Raw genomic sequence first — 24818 nt, forward strand, 5'->3', positions numbered from 1 at the left:
CGGGCATCGTGGGGTTGCCGGCCAGCGGCCGGCACTACCGATCGATGGCCAGCCAGGCCTGCACACGGGCCGCATCGAACGGCCAGTCCAGCTCCCGGTTGCCGGCCTCATCGCGCAGCACCGGCACGCGCGCGCCGTAACGCGCCTCCAGCGCCGGCTGGTCATCCAGGAACACCGACTCGAACTCCGGCGCCCGGGCTTTGGCCAGCTCGGCCAGGGCCATGTCACAGAGGTGGCAATCGTCACGCTGGAACAGGGTCAACACCGGTTCGTCCCCCTCGGCGGAAATGCTGCGCCGCAGCCATGCGGTGCGGCACGAACCGCTAGAATAGCGGTCTCTTCCGGTACCCGCAGTACGGCAACCATGGCTGTCAGCACGTTCGACGTTTTCAAGATCGGCATTGGCCCGAGTTCCTCGCACACCGTCGGGCCGATGAAGGCCGCCGAGCGTTTCATCCACCGCTGGCTGCTCGACCCCGGCCGCCTGCACGAGGTCGCGCGCATCCGCGCCGATGTCTACGGCTCGCTGGCCCTCACCGGCCGCGGCCACGGCACCGACAAGGCCATCCTGCTGGGCCTGGAAGGCCAGCGCCCGAACCTGATCGATCCGGACATCATCCCGGCCACCCTGGAACGCATCCGCAGCAGCAAGCGCATCCAGCTGATGGGCCAGCACGAGATCGCCTTCGACGAGAAGCGCGACCTGGGCATGAACAAGCGCCAGAAACTGCCGTACCACACCAACGGCATGCGCTTCACTGCCTACAACGCCGAAGACGAAGTGATCGCCACCCGCGATTACTACTCCGTGGGTGGCGGCTTCGTGGTCAACCAGGATGACGCGGCCGACGACCGCATCGTGCCCGATGAAACGCCCCTGCCCTACCCGTTCAAGAGCGGCGACGAGCTGCTGGCGCAGACTGCGCGCAGCGGCCTGAGCATTGCCCAGTTGATGTTCGAGAACGAAAAGTGCTGGCGCAGCGAAGATGAGATCCGCGCCCAGCTGCGCGAGATCTGGAGCGCGATGCAGTCGTGCGTGGCGCGCGGCATCCGCGAGGAAGGCGTGCTGCCCGGTGGCCTGAAGGTGGGCCGCCGCGCACCGGCGCTGTACCGCGAACTGTCCTCCAAACCGGAGGCCGCGATGCGCGACCCGCTGACCACGCTGGACTGGGTCAACCTGTATGCCCTGGCGGTCAACGAGGAAAACGCTGCCGGTGGCCGCGTGGTCACCGCACCGACCAACGGCGCGGCGGGCGTGCTGCCGGCGGTGCTGCATTACTTTGATCGCTTCTGCCCGGGGGCGAACGAACAGCGGGTGTTCGATTTCCTGCTGACCTCGGCGGCCATCGGCATCCTGTACAAGGAAAACGCCTCGATTTCCGGCGCCGAAGTGGGCTGCCAGGGCGAAGTGGGCGTGGCCTGCTCGATGGCGGCCGGTGGCCTGGTGGCCGCGCTGGGCGGCAACCCCAGCCAGATCGAGAATGCTGCGGAAATCGGCATGGAACACAACCTCGGCCTGACCTGTGACCCGATTGGCGGGCTGGTGCAGATTCCGTGCATCGAGCGCAACGCGATGGGTGCGGTGAAGGCGATCAATGCCTCGCGCATGGCCATGCGTGGCGACGGCAAGCACAAGGTATCGCTGGACAAGGTCATCAAGACCATGCGCGATACCGGCCGCGACATGCAGGACAAGTACAAGGAAACCAGCCGTGGTGGCCTGGCGGTGAACGTCATCGAGTGCTGAGGGCTGGCGCTGCCGGTACGGTGGGGTTGCGCGGACGCAGGTGGGTAGAGTCGACCGTTGGTCGACTGGAGCGCAGCGCTGTCGGAAGAGCAGTCGACCAACGGTCGACTCTACCCCCCCGGCTGGCGACACCATCACCGTCTTGCGGTTAGGCTCGGGGTTCCCCCGCTTCGGACTATCCCATGCGCGTCATCGCCGCCGCCCTGCTCGCCTGCCTGCCCCTGTCCGCCCTGGCTGCGCCGCCACCAACCTACGGTGCGCGCCTGGAAGGCTTCGATTACGGCTACCCGGTGAAGACCTTCGCCCTGCAATCGCAGGGCCAGCCGCTGGAAATGACCTACCTGGACGTCACCCCGAAGCGGAAGGCGGTCGGCGTGGTGGTACTGCTGCATGGCAAGAACTTCTGCGCCGCCACCTGGCAGCAGAGCATCGCGCCGCTGGTGGCCGCCGGCTACCGGGTGATCGCGCCGGACCAGGTTGGCTTCTGCAAGGCCAGCAAACCCGAGCGCTACCAGTATTCGTTCGGCCAACTGGCAGCCAACACCCATGCACTGCTGCAGCAACTGCAGCTGGGCGACCTGCCGGTGCACCTGGTTGGCCACTCGATGGGGGGCATGCTCGCCACCCGCTATGCGCTGATGTACCCGCAGGACCTGCGCAGCCTGTCGCTGGTCAATCCCATCGGCCTGGAAGACTGGAAGGCGCTGGGCGTGCCATGGCGCAGCGTCGATGAATGGTATGCCGGCGAACTGAAAACGAGCTATGAAAGCATCCGCCGCTACCAGCTGGATGTGTATTACGACGGGCAATGGAAGCCCGAGTACGAGCGCTGGGCACGCATGCAGTCCGGCATGTACGACGGTGACGGCAAGCAGGCCGTGGCCTGGAGCCAGGCGCTGACCTCGGACATGGTGTTCAACCAGCCCGTGGTCTACGAACTGAAGCACCTGCAGGTACCGACCGCATTGTTCATCGGGCAGAAGGACCGCACGGCGATTGGTCGCGATCGCGCCTCACCGGAGCTGAAGGCCACGCTGGGCAACTACCCGGTGCTGGGCAAGGCCGCCGCAGCGGCCATCCCTGGCGCGGTACTGGTGGAGTTCGCCGGACTGGGCCACTCGCCGCAGGTGCAGGACCCCAAGCAGTTCAACGCGGCCTTGCTGAAGGTGCTGAAGACGCGTTGATTCTGTAGAGCCGAGCCCATGCTCGGCTGATCGCGCAGGACCGGCTACGTCAAGCGCAGCCGAGCATGGGCTCGGCTCTACCTATGGGCGAGCAGCCGAGCTTCGGCTCGGCTCTACCAGGTTGCTGATCCACCGGGCATGCGGCAGGCCGTCAACCGGCAATCCGCAACACGTCATCCAGCAGCGCCGCCGCGGTCACTTCCGCACCCGCCCCCGGGCCCTGGATCAGCAGCGGCTGCTGCCGATAGCGATCGCTGTGGATCGCAACGCGGTTGTCGGTGCCCGCCCCCTGTGCCAGCGGGTGATCGACCGGCAGTTCGCGCAGCCCCACCTGGGCACCGTCGGCATCCACACGACCGACGAAGCGGAGCACCCGCCCCTGTGCATGCGCCTGTTGCCAGCGCGCCTGCAGCGGTGCATCCAGTTGCGCCAGCGCGGCCAAGGCCTCGTCCAAGGGCAACGCTGCCAGCGCCGCCGGCACCAGCGAATCCACCTGTACCTGCGCGGCGTCCAGCGCCAACCCGCTGCTGCGCGCCAGGATCAGCAGCTTGCGCCGCACATCTTCGCCAGACAGGTCCACACGCGGGTCAGGTTCGGTGTAGCCGGCGTCCAGCGCTTCGCGCACCGCCACCGAGAACGGCGCGCGGCCGTCATAGCGATGGAACAGCCAGGCCAGTGAACCGGACAGTACCCCTTCAATGGCATGGATGTGGTCACCGCCTGCCACCAGCGCGCGCAGGCTGCTCAGCAGCGGCAGGCCGGCACCCACGGTGGCACTGTCGCCGTAGCGCGCACCGCTCTCGGCACAGCTCGCGGCGATGGCCTGGGCGCGGGCCAGCTGCGAGCCACGCCCGAGCTTGTTGGCCGTCACCACATGCACGCCACGGGCCAGCCACTGTACGTGGCGCGCGGCCACCTCTTCACTGGCGGTGGCATCCACCACCACATCACCGCGGTCCAGGCCCTGGGTACCCGCCCACGGCGGCGCGCTCTGGCCATCGCGCGGTGCACGCCGCGCCAGCTCCAGCGGCAACGCCAGATCGCGGTCGATCGCCAGCGCGGTGCGCGAATTGGCCAGCCATTGCACGCTGGGCAGTTCCAGGCCGCGCGCCTGCAACGCCTGGTAACGCTGCACGAACGCCGAGCCGACCGTACCGGTTCCCAGCAGTGCCAGACGACCGCCCGCAAGCGCAGGAATCTCAGCAGCAAGGACGCTCATGCATCCACCACCTGTTTGCGGCGCGCTGCGGCGTCGATCACCGCTTCGGCGCGCTGCAGCGCGGCACCCAGATCGGCCAGCAGGTCACGCTCCGCCTCGATGCCCACCGACAACCGCAGCAGGCCTTCGCTGATGCCGGCCGCAGCACGTGCTTCGGTGGTCATGGCCGCGTGGGTCATGGTGGCCGGGTGTGCGACCAGGCTTTCCACGCCCCCCAGCGATTCGGCCAGGGTGAAACAACGCAGGCCATCGACGAAGGCACGCACCGCTGCATGCGGATCCTCGCCTTCGCAGTCGGCCAGCTCGAAGGACAGCATGGCGCCGAAGCCGCTCTGCTGGCGCGCGGCGATGGCATGGCCGGGGTGATCGGCCAGCCCCGGGTAATAGACGCGCGCCACGGCCGGGTGCGCATCCAGCAGGGCCACGATCGACGCCGTGTTTTCCTGGTGCACGCGCAGGCGGGCATCCAGGGTGCGCAGGCCGCGCAGGGTCAGGAACGCATCGAACGGCGAACCGGTCAGGCCCAGCGCGTTACCCCACCACACCAGCTGCTCGTGCACCGCCGGGTCGCGCGCAATCACCGCACCGCCCACCACGTCGCTGTGGCCGTTGATGTACTTGGTGGTCGAGTGCAGCACCACGTCGGCACCGAACGCCAGCGGCTGCTGCAGCGCCGGTGACAGGAAGGTGTTGTCGACCACCACCTGCGCGCCGGCCTTGTGCGCGGCATCGATGACGAAGCGCAGATCGGTGATGCGCAGCAGCGGGTTGGATGGCGTCTCGATCAGCACCAGCTTCGGCTGGGTGGCCAGCGCCTGGGCGAGCGCGCGCGGGTCGGTCAGGTCGGCGGTAACCAGTTCAAAGTGGCCCTTCTTCGCCAGCGCGTTGAACAGGCGCCAGCTGCCGCCGTAGGCATCGTGGGGCACGACCAGCGTGTCGCCCGGCTGCAGCAGTGCATTCAGCACCAGGTTGATCGCACCCATGCCGGTGGCGGTGATCACGCCGCCAGCACCGCCTTCCAGTTCGGCCAGCGCTTCACCCAGCAGGTCGCGGGTCGGGTTGCCGCTGCGCGTGTAGTCGTACTGCCGCTTGTTGCCAAACCCCTCGAAGCTGAAGTTCGACGACAGCACGATGGGCGGCGTGACCGCACCGTGGGCGGTGTCACGATCAATGCCGGCGCGGACAGCGGCAGTGGTGCGGCTACAGGACGGCTCGTTGGCGTGCAGGCTCATGCGGACTCTCCAGAAGTGCGGAAGGCGGTAGCGAGGATCGCGTCGATGCGATCGGTTTCTTTGAGGAAGGCGTCGTGCCCATAGGGCGAGCGCAGCACGCGCAGGCTGCCGCGCGGGCCCAGCCCTTCGACCAGGCCGACCAGATCGGCCAGCGGCACCAGGCGGTCGCCCTCCACCGCCACCACCACGGTGGGCGGCAGGATCGCGGCAGGGTCGACGCGGTGCAGGTCGATCGATTCGGACAGGCGCAGGTAGGCGGTCACCGGCGTACGCGCGACGTACTGCGCACCGGCCGCATCCAGGTAGTCTTCGGCGGCCACGCGGACGCGGCCGTTGACCACTTCCGGCGCCGCGTCGAAGCGTTCACCGAATTCTTCAGGGGTGCGGTAGCTGAGCATGGCGAACTGGCGGGCCAGCGCCAGGCCATGGTCCTCGCCACACTGCAGCTGGCCCAGGGCCACCGCACGGCGCTGCAGCGCGCGCCAGGCGGCGGCGTACGGGTGCGGGCGGTGCGCGCCGCTGGCCAGGACCAGCTGGCGCACGCGGTTGCGGTGGCGGATGGCGAACTGCTGGCCGACCAGCGCGCCATAGGAATAGCCGACGAAGGCCTTCAGGGTGCGGATGCCGAGATGATCCAGCAACAACGCCAGCGCATCGGCCTGGTCGGCGGTGTCGATCGGCACGTCCAGCGCGCCATCGGCACCGATGAAATCAAAGGCCAGCACGCGCAGCTGCTGCGGATCCAGCGCGCGGCCACTGCCGACCAGGTCCTCGGCCCAGCCCTTCTCGCTGAACTGTGCATTGGACGCGACGTGGCGGTGCGCGGAAATCCCACCAGCCAGCACCACCACCGGCGCGTCGGCCGGCCCCACCCACTCATAGCGCAGGCGTACCGGGTTGGCCCCGGCGTGGCGCATCGACAGCACGGCGGCGAACTCGCCGCGTTCGGCGTGCACGCGGTCATCGACCGGCACGCTGACGGGGACAAAGGATTCGGGGCGGGCGGCGGTGCTGGGGGCGAAGCTCATGGCGGGATCCGTTGGGGGAATCGGCCATCGAGCCTTCGCGGGGCTCGCGTTCGAGATGCACGTGCGGTGCATGGATCGAACCATCTTTCGGTGGACGCCACGGTCCCCGCAGGATTTGGCACCTACGCAGAAGCTTTCGCGTCTGCGGGCTGCCCCGGCTTCAAAGGGCCTGTCCCTCTGCCGGTCTCGATGGTGGAGCCACGATGCCAGCCCTTTCCGGGCATGTCAATCCCTTCATGCGGATAAAGCGATGGAATAAATGAACCACCATTCCGGGAACGGCTGCCGGTTCGCATGTTCAGGATCCGGTACAGTCCCCTGCGCCCTTTCCCGCTGGATCCATCGATGCCCCGCCTGCCCCTGTCCTGCCTGCTGCTGCCTTTGCTGGCCAGCGTAACCGCACACGCCAGCGACTGGCGCCAGGGCTGGGGCCTGGTACCGAAGGCAGATGCGGCCGCGGCCGCGGCCGGCGACGATGCCCCGCAGGCCGCACCAACCACGCGGCTGCAGCTGCAGGCGATGGGCGGGCAATGGCAGGCGCGCATCGACAATCCGCTGGCCGGCCCCGTGCAGATCGAGCTGCGGCCGGCCCCGGGGAGTGCCATCGACGGGCTGCCGCTGCGTTCCCTGGTACAGGGCGGTGGCAGCCTGGTGGTGGGCCACCTGCCGGCCCCGGCCGATGGCCGCAGCCTGGAGGTGCGCCTGCAGTCGGTGCCAGGCAACCCCGCCGCACGCGCCGAGGACGTGGCCTACCGGCTGCCCTTCGAGGCACCGCAGCTGCGGGTGGACCAGGCACCCAACGGTCGCTTCAGCCACCAGGACGAGGAGAACCGCGACGCGGTGGATTTCGCCCTGCCCCAGGCCACCCTGGTGATGGCCGCGCGCGAGGGCACGGTGATGCAGGTGCAGGATGGCTTCAAGGCCAATGGCCAGGACCGCGCGCGCGATGCCGGCCGCGCCAATTTCATCCGCATCCTGCACAGCGACGGCAGCATGGCGCTGTACGGGCACCTGCAGGCCGGCGGCATGCGCGTGCGGCCCGGCCAGGCGGTGCAGGCCGGGCAGCCGATCGGGCTGTCGGGCAACAGCGGCTACAGCACCGCCCCGCACCTGCACTTCGTGGTCCAGGTCAACCGAGGCATGGGCCTGCGCTCGGTGCCGGTGCGCATTTTCACCGCGCAGGGGCAACTGCAGTTCGCCCGCCAGGGCGACGCCGAAGGTGGCACCGGGCGCTGACCAGCCCCGGCCGGTATAATCGGGCGCTTATCTCTTTGAAAAGCGCCCCGGGCGGGCGCCACTGCCATGTCCGAAGTCGCCACCGAAGCGTCGCGTCGCCGCACCTTCGCCATCATTTCCCACCCTGACGCCGGCAAGACCACGCTGACCGAAAAGCTGCTGCTGTTCGGAGGCGCGATCCAGATGGCCGGTTCGGTCAAGGGCCGCAAGGCTGCCCGCCACGCCACGTCCGACTGGATGGCGCTGGAAAAGGAGCGCGGCATCTCCGTCACCTCCTCGGTGATGCAGTTCCCGTACGAAGGCAAGATCGTCAACCTGCTCGACACCCCCGGCCACGCCGACTTCGGCGAGGACACCTACCGCGTGCTGACCGCGGTGGACTCGGCGCTGATGGTGATCGACGTGGCCAAGGGCGTGGAAGAGCGCACCATCAAGCTGATGGAAGTGTGCCGCCTGCGCGACACCCCGATCATGACCTTCATCAACAAGCTCGACCGCGAGGGCAAGGACCCGATCGAGCTGCTGGATGAAGTGGAGACCGTGCTGGGCATCCAGTGCGCCCCGGTGACCTGGCCGATCGGCATGGGCCAGCGCCTGAAGGGCGTGGTCCACCTGCTGACCGGCGAAGTGCATCTGTACGAACCGGGCCGCAACTTCACCCGCCAGGATTCGACCATCTTCCCGTCCATCGATGCGCCCGGCCTGGCCGAGAAGATTGGTGCACAGATGCTGGCCGAGCTGCGCGACGAACTGGAACTGGTGCAGGGCGCCAGCCACCCGTTCGACCTCGACGCCTACCGCGCCGGCAAGCAGACCCCGGTGTTCTTCGGCTCGGGCGTGAACAACTTCGGCGTGCAGCCGCTGCTGGACTTCTTCGTCGAGCATGCCCCGCCGCCGCAGGCGCGCACCACCACCGGCCGCGAGATCGCGCCGGAGGAGAACAAGCTGAGCGGTTTCGTGTTCAAGATCCAGGCCAACATGGATCCGCAGCACCGCGACCGCGTGGCGTTCATGCGCATCTGTTCGGGCCGCTTCAGCGCCGGCATGAAGACCTTCCATGTGCGTACCGGCAAGGACATGAAGCTGGCCAACGCGCTGACCTTCATGGCCAGCGACCGCGAAATCGCCGCTGAAGCGTGGCCGGGCGATGTGATCGGCATCCACAACCACGGCACCATCTCCATCGGCGATACGTTCACCGAAGGCGAAGCGGTCACGTTCACCGGTATTCCGAACTTCGCCCCGGAACTGTTCCGTCGTGCACGCCTGCGCGATCCGCTCAAGCTCAAGCAGCTGCAGAAGGGCCTGGCCCAGCTGTCGGAGGAAGGCGCGACCCAGTTCTTCCGCCCGCTCACCAGCAACGACCTGATCCTGGGCGCGGTGGGTGTGCTGCAGTTCGACGTGGCTGCCTACCGCCTGAAGGACGAGTACGGCGTGGAGGCGACCTTCGAGCCGGTCAGCGTCACCACCGCCCGCTGGGTCCACTGCAGCAATGAGAAGAAGCTGGAAGAGTTCCGCGAGAAGAACGCGCTGAACCTGGCCCTGGATGCGGCCGGCCATCTGGTCTACCTGGCCCCGACCCGGGTGAACCTGCAGCTGGCCCAGGAACGCGCGCCGGACGTGCGCTTCTCGGCCACCCGCGAAGCAGCCCACACCGTGTCGGTGGGCTGAACCTGCGGGGTCAGAGCCCTTTCCTGGCGGAAAGGGGTCTGACCCCGTACACGTGAAAGCCAGGGGTCGGATCCCTTTCCACCCGGAAAGGGCTCTGACCCCTTCGCCACCTTCCGTTCATCCACGCATGGCGTGGATCTACCGCGGACGGTGATGGGCGCGGATTCATCCACCATACGGCGGCGGGGGTGCAAGCGCCCGCCATCGCGGCGATGATAGGGGGGCTGCGGGTCCCCCTCCCCGCGAACTCCGTCATTGCCATGTCCTCCACGACTGCCGCTTCCATCCGTGAAGAAATCGCCAGCGCCCTCACCCACGGGCTCGGCGCCGTGTCCGCGCTGGCCGCAAGCGCCGTACTGATCACCCTGGCCGCCATCTACGGCGACGGCTGGCAGCTGGCCAGCGCCATCGTGTTCGGCATCGCCCTGCTGCTGCTGTACACCGCCTCCACGCTGTATCACGCCATCCAGCACCCGTTGGCAAAGGGCCGCCTGAAGGTCTTTGACCACTGCGCGATCTACATCCTGATTGCCGGCACTTACACGCCATTCACGCTCATCGGCCTGCGTGGGCCGTGGGGCTGGGGCCTGTTCACGGCCATCTGGGCGCTGGCGCTGGGCGGGGTGGTGTTCAAGCTGTTCTACACGGGCCGCTTCAAGGCCCTGTCCACCGGCATCTACATTGCGATGGGCTGGCTGGTGATCGTGGCGATCAAGCCGATGTGGGCCTCCATCGACGGCGCGACGCTGGCCTGGCTGTTCGGCGGCGGCCTGTCCTACACGCTGGGCACCTACTTCTACCACCGCGAATCCATTCCCTATTCGCACGCCATCTGGCACCTGTTCGTCATTGGCGGCAGCGTCTGCCACTTCGTCGCGGTGACCAAGCAGGTGCTGTAAGCCTGTCATCCGGCGCCCCTGTGCACGCCATGCACATGAGCGCTTCGCGCCCCGTCCACCGGGATGGGGCAACCATGGCCATGTGAATGCTGCCCCCGCCCCTGCTGCGCCGCGCGCTTCGCGCTGGCGTTTCCGCCGCCCCGGACCACGTGGCCAGCGCTGGCTGGCCGTGCTGGTGTTCCTGCTGGCCGCACTGCTGATCCTCATCGCGTTGTGGGACTGGAACTGGTTCAAGGGTCCGGTGGAACGCGCGGTGCAGGCGCGCACCGGCCGTGCCCTGCACATCGGCCACCTCGACGTCGACCTCGGCCGCACCAGTACGATCCGCGCCGATGCCATCACCTTCGCCAATGCCACGTGGTCCAAGCAGGCCAACATGGCCAGTGCCGACCGCGTGGAGATCGACGTGCGGGTCTGGCCGCTGCTCCGCGGCAGCATCCAGCTTCCGGAAGTCCGCCTGACCCGTCCTGATGTCCTGCTGGAAACCGCGCCGCGCAAGGGCGACGCCGGCAACTGGGATTTCCTGCCCGCCAGCGATGGCAAGAGCACGCTGCAACTGAAGGGCCTGCGCATCGATGATGGCCGTCTGCAGTTCCTGGATGCGCTGGGCCGCACCGACATCCGCGTGGGCGTGCGCAGCGGCGAACCGAAACAAGCCGACGCTGCCCCGCCGCTGCTGGTGAAAGGCCAGGGGCGCTGGCAGGGAAATCCATTCACGCTCAGTGGCGGCACCGAATCGCCGCTGCAGCTGAGCGACAGCGAACACCCGTTCCGTATCCACCTCGATGGCCGTGCGGGCGGCACCCATGCCGTGGCCACCGGCACGCTGACCAACCCGTTTGCGCTGCAGGTGTTCGACCTGCAGTTCGCGCTCAGCGGCCAGGATCTGGCCGACCTCTATCCGCTGCTGGGCATCGCCATCCCCCCCTCGCCGCCCTATGCCCTCGATGGCCGCCTGAAGCGCGACCACAACACCTGGCGCTACGAAGGGTTCACCGGCAAGGTGGGTGACAGTGATCTGGGCGGCAGCCTGCAGTTTGAAGTGGGCCGGGACCGCCCGCGCCTGACCGCTACGCTGGAATCGCGCCGGCTTGATTTCGACGATCTCGCCGGCTTCGTCGGCGCACCGCCGAAGACCGGTGGCGGTGAGACCGCCAACGCCGAACAGAAGGCACAGGCCGCAGAGGTCGCCGCCAGCCTGCGGGTACTGCCGGACACGCCCTACAACCTGGGCAAGCTGCGCGCCATGGATGCCGACGTGCGCTGGAAGGCCCACCGCATCAATGCGCCCTCGCTGCCGCTGGACGACATGGACGCGCACCTGCTGCTGGACGATGGCGTGTTGCGGCTCGATCCCCTGAACTTCGGCGTGGCCGGCGGTGACATCCGCAGCACCATCCGCATGGACGCACGCCGGCCGCAGATCGCCACGGCACTGAAGGCCAGCGTGCGTGGCGTGGAGCTGGGCCAGCTGTTCCCCGATGCAAAGCTGGCCGAACAGGCCAAGGGTGGCATCAGCGGCCAGATCGACCTGGCCGGGCGCGGCAATTCCATTGCCGCCATGCTCGGCAGCAGCAGCGGCGATGTGGGCGTGGCGATGGGCCGTGGCCATGTCGGCAACCTGGTGATGGAGCTGGCCGGCCTGGACATAACCGAGTCGCTGAAATTCCTGTTCACCGGTGACCGGCAGATTCCGCTGCGCTGCGCGTTCGCTGATTTCGGCGTGCGCGACGGCCTGATGACCAGCCGCACCATGGCGGTGGACACCACCGATACGATCATCATCGGCGAAGGCAGCGTGAGTCTGCGCGATGAGCAGATGGACCTGCTGCTGAAGCCGCGCCCGAAAGACAAGAGCATCCTGGTGCTGCGCTCACCGCTGCGCATCGGCGGCACGTTCAAGGATCCTTCGTTCCGGCCGGACTTCAAGGCCCTGGGCCTGCGGGGTGCAGTCGCCCTGGCCCTGGGCAGCATCGCCCCACCGGCAGCGCTGCTGGCCACGATCGAACTGGGGCCGGGCAAGGATGCCAACTGCGGCGGGCAGTACGCGAAGTAGATCCACGCCATGCGTGGATGGTCTCCGCGCAGTAGATCCACGCCATGCGTGGATGATTTCCGCGCAGTAGATCCACGCCATGCGTGGATGATTTCCGCGCAGTAGATCCACGCCATGCGTGGATGATTTCCACATGGAAAAGCATCCACGCATGGCGTGGATCTACAGGACCGCCAGCGGAAAAAGACCTACCCCGCGACGATGTACTGCTGCAGCTGATCCAACTCCCGCCGCTGCGAATCGATCACCGCTTTGACCAGGTCGCCAATGGAGATCACCCCCAGCACCGAACCCGATTCCACCACCGGCAGGTGACGGATGCGGTAATCGGTCACCAGCTGCAGGCAGTGCTCCACCTGCTCGCCTGGCGACACCGTCACCACTTTCGCCGTCATGATCTCGGACACAGCCGTGTCGCGCGAGGAACGATCGTGCAGCACGATCTTGCGCGCGTAATCGCGCTCGGACAGGATGCCGACCAGTCGCGGCCCCTCCATCACCAGCACCGCACCGATGCCTTTCTCGGCCATCAACCGGATCGCATCGATCACCGCCGCGCCCGGCGCGACCGCATGCACTTCAGGGGACTTGCCGTCCAACAGTTGCCGTACCGACGTCATCTGCCTGCCCTCCCAGGGTGGGTTGCAGGCCCGAGTCTGCCACGGAAGGCGCCAACCACGCGTCAACCAGGTACAACGGCCGCTGCTTGGACTCCTCGTACAGCCGGCCCAGGTATTCACCGATCAGCCCCAGGGCGATCAGCTGCACGCCCCCCAGGAAAAGGATCACCGCCATCATCGTCGGCCAGCCCGCCACGCGGTCGCCGTACAGGGCCGCCTTGACGATCACCCACCCGCCGAACACGAAGGCCGCTGCCGCAGTCGCCAGACCCAGGTAGGTGGCTGCCCGCAGCGGCACGGTGGAAAACCCGGTGATGCCTTCCAGTGCGAAGTTCCACAGATTCCACAGGCTGAACTTGCTGTTGCCGGCCAGGCGCGCATGGCGGTGGTAGGGCACGGCCACGCGCCGGAAACCGACCCAGCTGAAGAGGCCCTTCATGAAACGGTGCCGCTCGCGCATCTCGCGCAGCGCACTGAGGGCGCGCGGCGAGAGCAGGCGGAAGTCGCCGGTGTCGGCGGGGATCGGCGTACGTGACAGGCGGCCGATCACACGGTAGAAGATCGCAGCGGTGGTCCGCTTGCTCCAGCTCTCGCCGTCGCGCACCCGGCGCGTGCCATAGACGTTGTCATAGCCCTGCTTCCAGTGGGCCACGAAGGTCGGCACCAGCTCGGGCGGATCCTGGCCATCGGCATCGAGGATCATCGCAGCGCCCTCGCGGACCTGGTCCAGCCCGGCGGTCAGCGCCGCTTCCTTGCCGAAGTTGCGCGACAGCCGCAGTGCCGAGACACGCGGGTCGGGATGGGCCAGCCGCTCGATCACGTCCCAGGTGGCATCGGTGCTGCCGTCATCGACATACAGGATGTGTCCGTCGATATCCTCCAGCGCGTCGAGCACCGCGCACAGGCGCGGGTGCAGCTGGGGCAGCGCCAACTCCTCGTTATGGGCGGCGATGACGAAGGTCAGGCGTTGGCGGCTCATGCCGGGATTGTACGTCGCTGGCGGGCTTGCAGCCCGCCGGCCCGCCAGGAGCAAGGGCAGAAGCAGCGCCTTCCTGATGCGTGGGGAGGCGGAGGGCATGGCCGTACAGGACACGCGGTGAATACGTCCATGTAGCTCGTAGGCGCCGTCCGTGGCGCCTACGGTCCTGCACGGCCATGCCCTCCGCCTCTGGACACGTTCCCGCGAGCGCGGTGCATGCACGCGCTGCCCTCTGCTTTTGGTAGCTGCCAACCTTGGTTGGCACAGCCTTTGATCCTGCTTCTTCTTTTGATTTTGAATTCCCGCTCTCGTTCCGCGCGCGCAGGAAACTGTCAGGCGGGGGAAGGGCGGCCCAGGCAGGACCGTTGGCGCCATGGATGGCGCCAACGAGCCCCCATGGGTGAGGGCGCTTTGCTTGCGAAGCACTGCTTCGCAAGCGCCCGAACGCACAGCCGCCAGCGGCTGGGCCGGACCCCGGAGGGGGGTTTACGGCGTGTCCTGCCTGTCGCCTTGCTCCGGCTCCAAGCAAGGAAAAACAAGGCGCCGCGAAACCATCAACCGTTACTCCTCCAGATACCCCGCCCCGCCCAGCTGCCGGGCCTGGCGCTGGATCCACGCCGCCCGCCGCTGCACGTACGGCCCCGGCTTGGCCGCGTTGTAGCGCCGCGGCGCCGGCAGCACCGCCGCCAACCGGGCACTTTCGCCCGGCGCCAGGCGCGCCGCATCCTTGCCCCAGAACGTCCGCGCAGCCGCTTGCGCGCCATACACGCCATCACCGAACTCGGCGATGTTGGCGTACATCTCCAGGATGCGTTCCTTCGGCCAGAACGCCTCGATCAACACCGTGTACCAGACCTCCAGCCCCTTGCGGATCCAGCTGCGGCCCTGCCACAGGAACAGATTCTTGGCCACCTGCTGGCTGATCGTGCTGGCCCCGCGCAGGCGCCCACCCCGGGCGTTGTGGTCACGCGCCTTCTCGATGGCCTGCAGATCGAAACCGTTATGCTCGGGGAAGCGCTGGTCCTCGGCCGCCACCAGCGAGATCGGCAGGCTCGGCGCCATCTGGTCCAGGTCGCGCCACTGGTAATGCAGCCGGTAGGACCAGTCGCCCTCGCCCAGTGCCTCGCCATAGCGCCACAGCATCACCGTGGACAGCGGCGGGTCGACGAAGCGCAGCACCAGCACCTGCAGGCAGCTGAAGCCCACGAACAGCACCGGCAGCCACAGCAGCCGCTTCCAGCGCCAGCGCCGCCGGACCGGCGCGGTCGGCGCGGTCGGCGCGGTCGCCGCGGCCTGCTGGGCCTCCACCTTGTCCTGCTCTCCCCCTGCCCCCATTACTGGTGCATCCTTCTCATGCCTGGTTGTCGGCGCATTATCCGGCAACCGCCCCTGTTTACGCGCGATGTGAGCCGATGACCGCCCAACCCGATTCCCTGATCCGCTTCCTGCTGCCCGACGCCGGCGTCCGTGGTGTGCACGTGCAACTGCAGGCCACCTGGCAGGAAATCCTGTCCCACGCCGTGTATCCGGACAACGCCGCTGCACTGCTCGGCGAGGCCTGCGTGGCCTCGGCCCTGTTCACCGGCCACACCAAGGTGGATGGCCGCCTGTCCATCCAGCTGCGCAGCAGCACCGGCCTGCGCACCCTGTTCGCCGAATGCACCGCCGCCGGCACCCTGCGCGGCATCGCCCAGCTGGCCGACGGCGCTGACGCCCCGCGTGACCTTTCCGACCTGGGCAGCGACGCCCTGCTGGCGATCACCATCGAGAACCCCGGTCTGGACCCGCGCGAACCGCAGCGCTACCAGAGCCTGGTGGGCCTGACTGCGCCGGCGCTGGATGAGGCCTTCGAGGACTACTTCCGCCAGTCCGAACAGCTGCCGACCCGCCTGCTGCTGGCCGCCGACCGGCAAGGTGCCGTGGGCCTGCTGCTGCAGAAGCTGCCCGGCGACGAAGGCGACGACGATGGCTGGGCCCGTGCCAGCGCCCTGTTCGACACGCTGGGCAAGGCCGAACTGCTGGCCACGCCGGCCGAGCAGATGCTGCATCGCCTGTTCCACGAGGAGAAGCCGGAACTGATGGGCAGCAAGCCGCTGGCCTTCGGTTGCTCCTGCTCGCGTGAGCGCGTTGCCTCGATGCTGGTCTCGCTGGGCGAGGAAGAAGCCCGCGCCGCCGCTGAAGATACCGGCTCGGTGGACGTCCGCTGCGAATTCTGCGGACGGGAGTATCACTTTCCGTTGACGGAGTTCGGCATACTGTTCCACGGTGCCGAGGGGGCTGTACCGGCACCTGAACGACTTCAATGAATGAGCAGGTCTTGTGTTCTGGGGAGGATCAAGGCTTGTTAAGATTTCATAAACACCCTAGGATCGAGTTCCCGCCCCAGCGGGAACTTCCGTTGTCCATCCCTGTCTGAACTGGTCCGATGCGTACCTTCCTGCGTCTACCGCTGGCCCTGCTGATCGCCCTTGGCGCGATCACGGGCGCGCATGCGCAGAGCAAGGACACCCGCACCGTGCTGCCGGTCTGGAACAAGGGCAGCGGCAAGGTCGAGGCGTTGCTGTACCTGGAGCCGACCGGTGAACAGGCTGCCGGTGCCCGTTGGCACTTCGGCCGCAATTCACTGGACGCCGCCTTCGGCCTGTCCTCGGGCGATTCGCTGGGCCTGCTCTGCAACAGCAGCAGCGGTACCAGCATCAGCGGTCTGGCCAGCCAGTGCATGCTGGCCAGCCTGGGCGATGACGATGATGCCATCGGACCGAACTCCCGCCGCCTGACCGGCACCGCTGCGCTCAACCGCGGTGTCAACCGCCTGGGCATCACCGCCGGTACCAGCCGCGAGACCCTGCCGGCCTGGCTGGCCTCGCCGAACAAGACCCCTTCCCTGCGCGCCGAGCAGAACGACCTGACCGTGTTCGCCCAGCGCAACATCGGCCGCGAGGGCTTCGTCTCCATCGCCGGTACCTATGCCAAGGCGCGTCTGGTGCCGATTTCCGATGCATCGCCCGCCCTGGTCGACCGCTGGGACAGCAAGAGCCTGAGCCTGGGTGCCGGCTACGGCAACTTCAGCGGCAGCATCATCGGCCGTGTGGTCGACGTTCCGGGCAAGCCCGGCAAGTGGGAAGGCCTGGGCATCGGCCTCACCTGGCGCACACCGTGGTCTGGCCAGCTGACCGTCGGCGCCGAGAACGTGATCAGCCGCGGCAAGAATCCGTTCTCCCCGCGCAACGAAAGCAACGACGACGGCACCGTGCCGTACGTGCGTTACGAGCAGGATCTGTAACCGGCTTCCCCGTCTTCGTACGTGAGCTCCACATCATCAGGGCGCCCCAGGGGCGCCCTGTTTGTTTCTACGGGTAACGATGGAGCCTGGGCACCGCCGGCTTGTTACGTTCAGACACAAAGTGACACGTATCAACAGAAACTTTTTTTCTGACAAAACGATACTCAAGTCACGATTGTGTCTCAGTCATGTACTACAAGTCATTGAATCGAAAAGATTCCGTACAGCTGAATTGAGCTCAGGGGACTGCAGTTAACGCTGCTTTAATTTTCCGGGGGGCGCCGTTACTATCGGTTCAGCCTTGCGTTTTTTTGGATCCACTTTTTGCGATCCACACGCAGGCAACAACCCAGCCAAGATTTCCTTGGAGAGAGAGAGCCAATGAATTTCAAGTCCAACAAGCTGCGTGATGCGGTCGTCATCGCGCTGGTCGCCGGCGCGACGACATCCATCGCCGCCGAGGCCCAGGAAGCAACCAACCTGGACCGCATCTCGGTCACCGGTTCGCGCATCCGCCAGGTTGACACCGAAACCGCACAGCCGGTGCTGAGCGTCAGCCGCGCGGCCATCGAAAAGAGCGGCTTCAAGACGGTCGCCGATGTGCTGCAGAACATCTCTGCCGCCGGTTCTCCGGCCATCAGCCGTTCCGAGCCGCTGTCCTCGGGCGAAATGGTCGGTGGCTACTACATCGACCTGCGCAACCTGGGCGCGCAGCGCACGCTCATCCTCGTCGATGGCAAGCGTCTGGGTGCCAGCGTCAGCGGCTACCAGGACGTTTCGCAGATTCCGTCGGCCATCGTCGAACGCATCGACGTGCTGAAGGATGGTGCGTCTTCGATCTACGGTTCGGATGCGATGGCGGGCGTGATCAACATCATCACCCGCAAGAACTTCGAGGGCATGGAAGCCAACGTCTACACCGGTCAGTACAGCGAAGGTGACGGCCAGAAGCAGAGCATGGACTTCGTCACCGGCTTCACCGGTGATCGCGGCTCGGTGACCATCGGCGCCGAGTACTCGAAGGAAAAGGCTGTCTGGGCCAAGGATCGCTGGTTCTCGCAGTCCTCGCGCACCAACCGTCACCCGACCGCCGGCTGGACCTCGGTCAGCCAGTGGGGCGCGGTCTACGATCCCACTGATGCTGATTCCCCGCTGCTGACCCTGAACCGTGGTGGCAACCCGTATGACGCGGGCGATTTCCACGAGACCGATCTGACCCCGATCACCGGCGACGTCAGCAATTCCAACGAGCAGATGCAGCTGCTGACCCCGACCGAACGTCGCAGCGTGTTCGCGAACGTTCAGTACGACCTGACCGACAACGTGCGCTTCAGCGGCGACCTGATGTACACCCGCCGCGAATCCGAAGCCCAGGTCGCGGGCTATCCGCTGCAGTCCGAGGCGTACACGAACCTCGGCTCCATCTGGTCGGCTGACAGCTACTACAACCCCTTCGGTCAGGACATGGCGTACGTGCGCCGCGGCTGGGAAGTGCCGCGCGTGTCCAACAACAAGCTGACCACGTTCCGCTTCAGCGGCGCGCTGCAGGGCTCGTTCCAGTTCAATGACAAGTTCTTCGACTGGGAAGCGGGTTACCTGTACCAGAACTCGGAGAACAACCAGAGCCAGACCGGCAACTACAATGTGCTGGCTGCCAATGCGGCGACCGGTGCATCGTTCTTCAACCCGGATACCGGTCGCGTCGAGTGCGGCACGGCTGCGGGCCTGGCCGCTGGCACCAACCCGGCCTACGGCGCCGGCGCAGGCGGCTGCATTCCGTGGAATCCGGCCATTCCGTTCGGCCGCGTCGGTGACGGCGGCCTGACCGGCAATCCGGATCTGCAGCAGTTCCTGTTCCCGACCACGCACAACGTCGGCGAAACCACGATGACCTCCTACTACGCGAACATCGCGGGTAGCATCGTCACCCTGCCGGCAGGCGACCTGGGCTTCGCACTCGGCTACGAGTACCGCGAAGAAAAGGGCAGCTTCAACCCGGACGCCCTGTCGCAGTCGGGCTACTCGACGGATCTCGCGTCGGGCCCCACCGGCGGCAAGTACGACGTCAATGAAGTGTACCTGGAGCTGAATCTGCCGATCCTGGCCGACCTGCCCGGCGCACGCGAGCTGAGCCTGAGCGCGGCCACCCGCTTCTCGGACTTCAGCACCTTCGGCAACACGACCAACAGCAAGTTCGGCCTGAAGTGGCGCCCGATCGACCAGCTGCTGGTTCGCGCAACCTATGCTGAAGGCTTCCGCGCGCCGACCATCGCCGACCTGTACGGCGGCAGCTCGCAGTCGTTCGAGTACTTCACCGATCCCTGCGATACGTCGTTCGGCCTGGCCGCAACCGACGCTGCCACCGCCCAGCGTTGTGCTGCCGCCCTGGGCGCGCTGGCACCGACGTTCCGTCAGCTCAAGCAGGGCTACGTCCCCGCCGAAGGCCCGGATGAGCAGAGCCCGGTGCCGTTCATTTCCGGCTCGAACCCGAACCTGACCCCGGAAACGTCGAAGTCGAAGACGGTCGGCCTGGTCTGGAGCCCGAGCTTCGCCGAAGGCCTCAACCTGAGCCTGGACTGGTTCAACATCAAGATCGAAAACACGATCGTTGCCGATACGCCGACGGATCAGCTCAACGACTGCTATGTGCTTGGCATCGCTGAGCGTTGCTCGACCTTCACCCGTGATGCGACCCGCGGCTTCGTCAACACGCTGAGCTACGGCAGCCGTAACGCTGGTTTCATCGAAACCGAAGGCTTCGATTTCGACGCCAGCTACCGTTACGCCACCGACGCGTGGGGCACCTTCAACTTCAACCTGCAGAACACGTACGTCACCAAGAATGTTCTGAAGACCGCCAACGACGACTCGCCGGTACAGATCTACAACGGCTTCGGCAGCAACTTCCGCCTGAAGTCCAATCTGTCCATTGGCTGGGAGTTCGGCGACTTCGGCATCACCTGGGGCACCCGTTACTTCTCCAGCGTGAAGGAGCGTTGCTACTACGACACCGAGTGCTCGCTGCCCGATTACGGCTCGCCGGATCCGGCCCGCAACCAGGCGCAGAACAAGCGTGGCGCGACCACCTTCCACGACGTCCAGTTCTCCTGGAACGCCCCGTGGAATGCGACCATCGGTGTCGGTGCACGCAACGTGTTCGATCACTACGGCCCGCAGATGTACTCCAACCCGAATTCGCAGTACGCCTACTACGGCGGCTACGACATCGGTCGCCTGATCTACATGCAGTACAAGCAGAAGTTCTGATCGGTTGATTGATCGCTGACTTCAGCAACGGCCCCGCAAGGGGCCGTTGTTTTTCCTGCCTCGCCCACCTGCCACGCAGGCGCGCAGGCAACAAAAAAGCCGCGACCCTGTCGCGGCTTTTTCGTACACCTGGAACTGCATCACCCGTTCGGAATCAACGTCTCGATCAGGTGTTCCACGTAGGCCTCGAAATCCTCGCGCGCCTGCTTGGGCTGCTGCAGCTGCAGCGAAAGCTGCAGGAAGCCGACATAGGCCGCGTAGGCCAACCGTGCACGATGGCGCGCATCGGTCGAACTGAGCCCGGCCTGGCGGAACGAGGCCACCAGGTAATCCAGGCGGCGCTGCGACACACGGTCGATCACCGGCCGCACCATCGGGTGGTCGAGCGCCTTCAGCAGTTCGCTGTAGATGATGTGCGGCTGCACTTCGTGCGCCACCATCTGGAACAGCTGGCGCAGGCGCGCGCGCGGATCAGGGACGTCTTCCAGGCTGCCGAAGACCTGCTCCTGCTCGAACAGCTCCCAGCGTTCCAGCGCTGCCTGCAGCAGGGCATCGCGCGAAGGGAAGTGCCAGTAGAAGCTACCCTTGGTCACCCCCAGGCGGCGCGCCAGCGGTTCCACCGCGACGGCACCCACACCTTGTTCAGCAATCAGATCGAGGGCCGCCTGTGCCCAGTCTTCGGCACTGAGGCGGCTGTTGCGGCCGGCACGCGGTTCGCCGGCAGAAGCGTCAGGTTGATTCATGGGGACGATTTAACCATACGGCGGGGTTCGTTGCAGTACGCCGTTGCGCGCGAAACCGTCGCGGGGCGGGCAATGACGCCTTCCGCAGCGCACCATACTGCATGGTATTGACTTCCATCACCAGCAATCCATACTAGCGAGTATGGTTATGCCCCCGACTCCCGCTGCGTTCCATGACCTGCGTCTGGAGGCGGCCCATGGTGCCCACCTCGCCGCGACCGCCAGTGACCACGGGCGCCGTGGGCGGGTGCTGTTCGCGCATGGCTTCGGCCAGACCCGCCACGCCTGGGATGCCACCGCCCGTGCACTGTCCGCCGCTGGCCTGCAGACGCTGGCCTACGATGCGCGCGGCCACGGCGATTCGGACTGGAATGCCGCCGACCTGCCCTATCACGGCGAACAGTTCGCCGATGACCTGATCGTGCTGGCCGGTGAGCAGCCGCGCCCACCGGTGCTGGTCGCCGCGTCGATGGGCGGCCTGTTCGGCCTGCTCGCCGAATCGCGCTGGCCGGGCCTGTTCTCGGCGATGGTGCTGGTGGATATCACCCCGCGCTGGGACACCGCAGGTGTGGAGCGCATCCTGGCCTTCATGACCGCCCATCCCGAGGGTTTCACCTCGCTCACCCACGCCGCCGATGTGATTTCGGCCTATCTGCCGCACCGCCCGCGCAAATCCGAGCAGTCGCTGCGGGCGCTGCTGCGCGAGGATGGCGAGGGCCGTTGGCGCTGGCACTGGGACCCGCGCCTGGTGGCCGAACTGGCCCGCGACAGCGAGCAGCACCAGGGTGCGCTGGCCGCCGCCGCGCGCCAGGTGAAGTGCCCGCTGCTGCTGGTCAGCGGCGGCCGCAGCGATCTGGTCACGCCGCAGACCGTGGCCGAATTCCTGGCATTGGCGCCGCACGCGCGCCACGTACAGTTGCCGCAGGCCACGCACATGGTCGCCGGTGATGACAACGACGCCTTTACCGCTACTGTGTTGGACTATCTGGACGTGTTGCCTGCGGTGGATGCCGCAGCTTCGTCCGCCACAAACGAGCACGTCACCGGAGCACGCTCATGAGCATCGTTCTTCCCTTCCTCGCCCTGCTGCTGGCAGGCGCGTTCGTCGCCTACCACCGCATGCGGCTGCTGACCTGGACGCTGATCAGCGTGGCCCTGCTGGCCGCCTGCTGGTTCGTGCCCTACGTCAACCAGACCGCCACGATCGTCGCCGCTGCCGTGCTGGCCGTGATTGCCGTGCCGCTGCTGCTGCCGTTCATCCGCAAGCCGCTGCTGACCGGCCCGATGATGAAGGTGTTCCGCAAGGTGCTGCCGCCGCTGTCGCAGACCGAGCGCATCGCGCTGGAAACCGGCTCGGTCGGTTTCGAGGGCGAGCTGTTCACCGGTGATCCGGACTGGAACATCCTGCTGAACTACCCCAAGCCGCAGCTGACCGCCGAAGAACAGGCCTTCCTTGATGGCCCGGTCGAAGAACTGTGCACGATGGTCAACGACTGGGAAATCACCCACGTCCACGCTGACCTGCCGCCGGAACTGTGGGCCTTCATCAAGAAGAACAAGTTCTTCGGCATGATCATCCCGAAGGAGTATGGCGGCCTGGGCTTCTCCGCGCTGGCCCACCACAAGGTCATCCAGAAGCTGGCCTCGGTGTCCTCGGTGGTCAGTTCCACCGTCGGCGTGCCGAACTCGCTGGGCCCGGGTGAACTGCTGGTGCATTACGGCACCCAGGAACAGAAGGACCAGTATCTGCCGCGCCTGGCCGATGGCCGCGAAGTGCCCTGCTTCGGCCTGACCGGTCCGTTCGCCGGTTCCGACGCCACGTCCATTCCCGACTACGGCATCGTCTGCAAGGGCGAGTGGAACGGCGAGCAGGTGCTCGGCGTCAAGCTGACCTTCGACAAGCGCTACATCACCCTGGCCCCGGTGGCGTCGCTCATCGGCCTCGCCTTCCGCATGTACGACCCGGATGGCCTGATCGGCGACACCCGCGATATCGGCATAACCCTGGGCCTGCTGCCGCGCGATACCGCCGGCGTGGAGATCGGCCGTCGCCACTTCCCGCTGAACTCGACCTTCCAGAACGGTCCGATCAGGGGCAAGGACGTGTTCATTCCGCTGACCCAGCTGATCGGCGGCGCTGCGATGGCCGGCAAGGGCTGGAACATGCTCAACGAGTGCCTGGCTGTGGGCCGCTCGATCACCCTGCCCTCCACCGCCAGTGGCGGTGCCAAGGCGGGCGCTGCAGTCACCGGCGCCTACGCGCGCATCCGCAAGCAGTTCGGCCTGTCGGTCGGCCGCTTTGAAGGCGTGGAAGAAGCGCTGGCCCGCATCGGCGGCAAGGCCTACAAGATCAGCGCGCTGTCGCAGGCCACGGCTGCTGCGGTGGACCGCGGCGACGTGCCGTCGGTGCCCTCGGCCATCGCCAAGTACCACTGCACCAGCATGAGCCGCGAAGTGATCTCGGACATGATGGACGTGATCGGCGGCAAGGGCATCATCCTGGGGCCGCGCAACTTCGCCGGCCGCAGCTGGCAGGCCGCGCCGATCGCGATCACCGTGGAAGGCGCCAACATCATGACCCGCAGCCTGCTGATCTTCGGCCAGGGTGCGATCCTCTGCCACCCGTGGGTGCTGAAGGAAATGAAGGCCGCGCAGGATCCCGACACCCGTGCCGGCCTGCAGGACTTCGACCGCAGCCTGTTCGGCCACATCCGCTACGGCATTTCCAATGCGGTGCGTTCGTTCTGGTTCGGCCTGACCGGCGCGCGCTTCGGAGCCGCCCCGGGCGATGCCTACACCCGCCGTTACTTCCGCAAGCTGGACCGCTACTCGGCCAACCTGGCACTGATGGCTGACATCTCGATGATGACCCTCGGTGGCAAGCTGAAGTTCAAGGAATCGCTGTCCGGCCGCCTGGGCGACGTGCTGAGCCATGTGTACATGACCAGTGCCATGCTCAAGCGCTACCACGACGAAGGCGCACCGCAGGCCGACCAGCCGCTGCTGGCCTGGGCCTTCCATGACAGCGTGCACAAGATCGAAGAGTCGCTGTCGGCGGCCCTGCGCAACTTCCCGATCCGTCCGATCGGCTGGCTGATGTGGGCGCTGATCTTCCCGCTGGGCCGCCGCGCCGAAGCTCCGGGCGACCGCCTGAGCCGCCGCGTCGCTGCCCTGCTGATGGCGCCGAACGAAGCCCGCGACCGCCTGGCCAGTGGCGTGTTCCTGACCCCCTGCGAGAACAACCCGGGCGGCCGCATCAACAGCTACCTGAGCAAGGCGATCATGGCCGAGCCGGTGGAGCGCAAGTTCCTGAAGGCGCTGAAGAGCAAGGGCATCGAAGCGCTGGACTTCAAGGCGCAGCTGGACGAGGCCGTGGCCGAAGGCGTGATCACCCAGGACGAGCGCAGCCTGCTGGAAGAACTGCGCACGCTGACCCTGGACACCATCACCGTGGACGACTTCGACACCCACGAACTGCGTGCGGCCAGCTACTACGACCGCCAGCACAAGGATCCGCATTCGCAGGCAGCGTGATCGCTTGGAGTAAGCGGACATGAAAACGGCGGGCTTCGGCCCGCCGTTTTTTTGTGGAGGGTGCGGAGCCACGCATTGCGTGGCTCTACCGCAGTAGATCCACCCCATGGGTGGATACGC

19 protein-coding genes and 1 riboswitch are annotated in these 24818 nt (G+C 66.7%); of the genes, 11 read left to right on the top strand and 8 right to left on the bottom strand.

Features of this window, described 5'->3' with window-relative positions; genetic code table 11:
• Positions 1 to 34: 34 nt before the first annotated feature.
• A complete protein-coding gene (locus C1924_RS14645; RefSeq protein WP_108765959.1) occupies positions 35 to 265 on the bottom strand; it encodes a glutaredoxin family protein in 231 nt (76 codons plus the stop codon).
• A gap of 99 nt (positions 266 to 364) precedes the next feature.
• Between C1924_RS14645 and C1924_RS14650 the strand changes: the two genes are divergently transcribed.
• Both C1924_RS14650 and C1924_RS14655 read left to right on the top strand, forming a co-directional pair.
• A complete protein-coding gene (locus tag C1924_RS14650) occupies positions 365 to 1747 on the top strand; it encodes an L-serine ammonia-lyase (RefSeq protein WP_010482751.1) in 1383 nt (460 codons plus the stop codon).
• Positions 1748 to 1929: 182 nt separating this feature from the next.
• Positions 1930 to 2931 carry an alpha/beta hydrolase gene (locus tag C1924_RS14655; RefSeq protein ID WP_108765960.1) on the top strand — a complete coding sequence of 334 codons (1002 nt, stop codon included), beginning with the start codon at positions 1930 to 1932 and terminating at the stop codon, positions 2929 to 2931.
• 151 nt (positions 2932 to 3082) lie between these two features.
• Here C1924_RS14655 and C1924_RS14660 read toward each other — a convergent pair whose 3' ends face one another.
• Genes C1924_RS14660 through C1924_RS14670 form a run of 3 tightly spaced genes read right to left on the bottom strand, consistent with a single transcriptional unit; the run spans position 3083 to position 6410 of the window.
• Positions 3083 to 4150 (bottom strand): homoserine dehydrogenase, encoded by a 1068-nt coding sequence (locus C1924_RS14660; RefSeq protein WP_108765961.1) that lies wholly within the window; start codon positions 4148 to 4150, stop codon positions 3083 to 3085.
• Positions 4147 to 5382, bottom strand: a complete 1236-nt coding sequence (locus C1924_RS14665) for an O-succinylhomoserine (thiol)-lyase (RefSeq protein WP_108765962.1) — start codon at positions 5380 to 5382, stop codon at positions 4147 to 4149. Before C1924_RS14665 ends, C1924_RS14660 begins: the two co-directional genes overlap by 4 nt.
• Positions 5379 to 6410, bottom strand: coding sequence for a homoserine O-succinyltransferase (locus C1924_RS14670; protein ID WP_108765963.1), 1032 nt, complete (start codon positions 6408 to 6410; stop codon positions 5379 to 5381). The genes C1924_RS14665 and C1924_RS14670 overlap by 4 nt, the downstream gene beginning before the upstream one ends.
• A 77-nt stretch (positions 6411 to 6487) precedes the next feature.
• Positions 6488 to 6606, bottom strand: a riboswitch (SAM riboswitch).
• 149 nt (positions 6607 to 6755) lie between these two features.
• On the opposite strand from C1924_RS14670, the gene C1924_RS14675 reads away from it, so the two are divergent.
• From C1924_RS14675 to C1924_RS14690, 4 genes are all read left to right on the top strand, one after another.
• Positions 6756 to 7646, top strand: coding sequence for a M23 family metallopeptidase (locus C1924_RS14675; RefSeq protein ID WP_108767076.1), 891 nt, complete (start codon positions 6756 to 6758; stop codon positions 7644 to 7646).
• A 66-nt stretch (positions 7647 to 7712) separates the two neighbouring features.
• Positions 7713 to 9317 (top strand): peptide chain release factor 3, encoded by a 1605-nt coding sequence (locus C1924_RS14680; RefSeq protein ID WP_108765964.1) that lies wholly within the window; start codon positions 7713 to 7715, stop codon positions 9315 to 9317.
• Between the two features lie 260 nt (positions 9318 to 9577).
• Entirely contained in the window at positions 9578 to 10216 is a 639-nt protein-coding gene (locus tag C1924_RS14685) for a hemolysin III family protein (protein WP_108765965.1), read from the top strand.
• A gap of 82 nt (positions 10217 to 10298) precedes the next feature.
• Complete coding sequence (locus C1924_RS14690) at positions 10299 to 12272, top strand: AsmA family protein (protein ID WP_108765966.1); 1974 nt, start codon at positions 10299 to 10301, stop codon at positions 12270 to 12272.
• A 188-nt stretch (positions 12273 to 12460) separates the two neighbouring features.
• Here C1924_RS14690 and C1924_RS14695 read toward each other — a convergent pair whose 3' ends face one another.
• The 3 genes from C1924_RS14695 to mtgA form a co-directional block, all read right to left on the bottom strand.
• Positions 12461 to 12892, bottom strand: a complete 432-nt coding sequence (locus tag C1924_RS14695; protein ID WP_108765967.1) for a CBS domain-containing protein — start codon at positions 12890 to 12892, stop codon at positions 12461 to 12463.
• Positions 12852 to 13871 (bottom strand): glycosyltransferase family 2 protein, encoded by a 1020-nt coding sequence (locus C1924_RS14700; protein ID WP_108765968.1) that lies wholly within the window; start codon positions 13869 to 13871, stop codon positions 12852 to 12854. The genes C1924_RS14695 and C1924_RS14700 overlap by 41 nt, the downstream gene beginning before the upstream one ends.
• A 561-nt stretch (positions 13872 to 14432) precedes the next feature.
• Complete coding sequence (mtgA, locus tag C1924_RS14705) at positions 14433 to 15206, bottom strand: monofunctional biosynthetic peptidoglycan transglycosylase (RefSeq protein ID WP_254051146.1); 774 nt, start codon at positions 15204 to 15206, stop codon at positions 14433 to 14435.
• A 77-nt stretch (positions 15207 to 15283) separates the two neighbouring features.
• Here mtgA and C1924_RS14710 point away from each other — a divergent pair, with 77 nt between their 5' ends.
• The 3 genes from C1924_RS14710 to C1924_RS14720 all read left to right on the top strand — a co-directional run bounded on the left by C1924_RS14710 (position 15284) and on the right by C1924_RS14720 (position 20421).
• Entirely contained in the window at positions 15284 to 16177 is an 894-nt protein-coding gene (locus C1924_RS14710) for an Hsp33 family molecular chaperone HslO (RefSeq protein WP_108765969.1), read from the top strand.
• A gap of 119 nt (positions 16178 to 16296) precedes the next feature.
• Complete coding sequence (locus C1924_RS14715; RefSeq protein ID WP_108765970.1) at positions 16297 to 17154, top strand: hypothetical protein; 858 nt, start codon at positions 16297 to 16299, stop codon at positions 17152 to 17154.
• A gap of 381 nt (positions 17155 to 17535) precedes the next feature.
• Positions 17536 to 20421: a TonB-dependent receptor gene (locus tag C1924_RS14720; protein ID WP_108765971.1), complete on the top strand. Its 2886-nt coding sequence runs from the start codon at positions 17536 to 17538 to the stop codon at positions 20419 to 20421.
• A gap of 140 nt (positions 20422 to 20561) precedes the next feature.
• On the opposite strand, the gene C1924_RS14725 is transcribed toward C1924_RS14720, so the two are convergent.
• On the bottom strand, positions 20562 to 21164 hold the full coding sequence (locus tag C1924_RS14725) for a TetR/AcrR family transcriptional regulator (RefSeq protein ID WP_079222832.1): 603 nt from the start codon (positions 21162 to 21164) through the stop codon (positions 20562 to 20564).
• A 142-nt stretch (positions 21165 to 21306) separates the two neighbouring features.
• On the opposite strand from C1924_RS14725, the gene C1924_RS14730 reads away from it, so the two are divergent.
• Positions 21307 to 22224: an alpha/beta hydrolase gene (locus tag C1924_RS14730; protein WP_108765972.1), complete on the top strand. Its 918-nt coding sequence runs from the start codon at positions 21307 to 21309 to the stop codon at positions 22222 to 22224.
• A complete protein-coding gene (locus C1924_RS14735; protein WP_108765973.1) occupies positions 22221 to 24698 on the top strand; it encodes an acyl-CoA dehydrogenase in 2478 nt (825 codons plus the stop codon). The genes C1924_RS14730 and C1924_RS14735 overlap by 4 nt, the downstream gene beginning before the upstream one ends.
• Positions 24699 to 24818 lie beyond the last annotated feature (120 nt).

It is taken from the genome of Stenotrophomonas sp. ESTM1D_MKCIP4_1, assembly GCF_003086895.1.
GTDB lineage: Bacteria > Pseudomonadota > Gammaproteobacteria > Xanthomonadales > Xanthomonadaceae > Stenotrophomonas.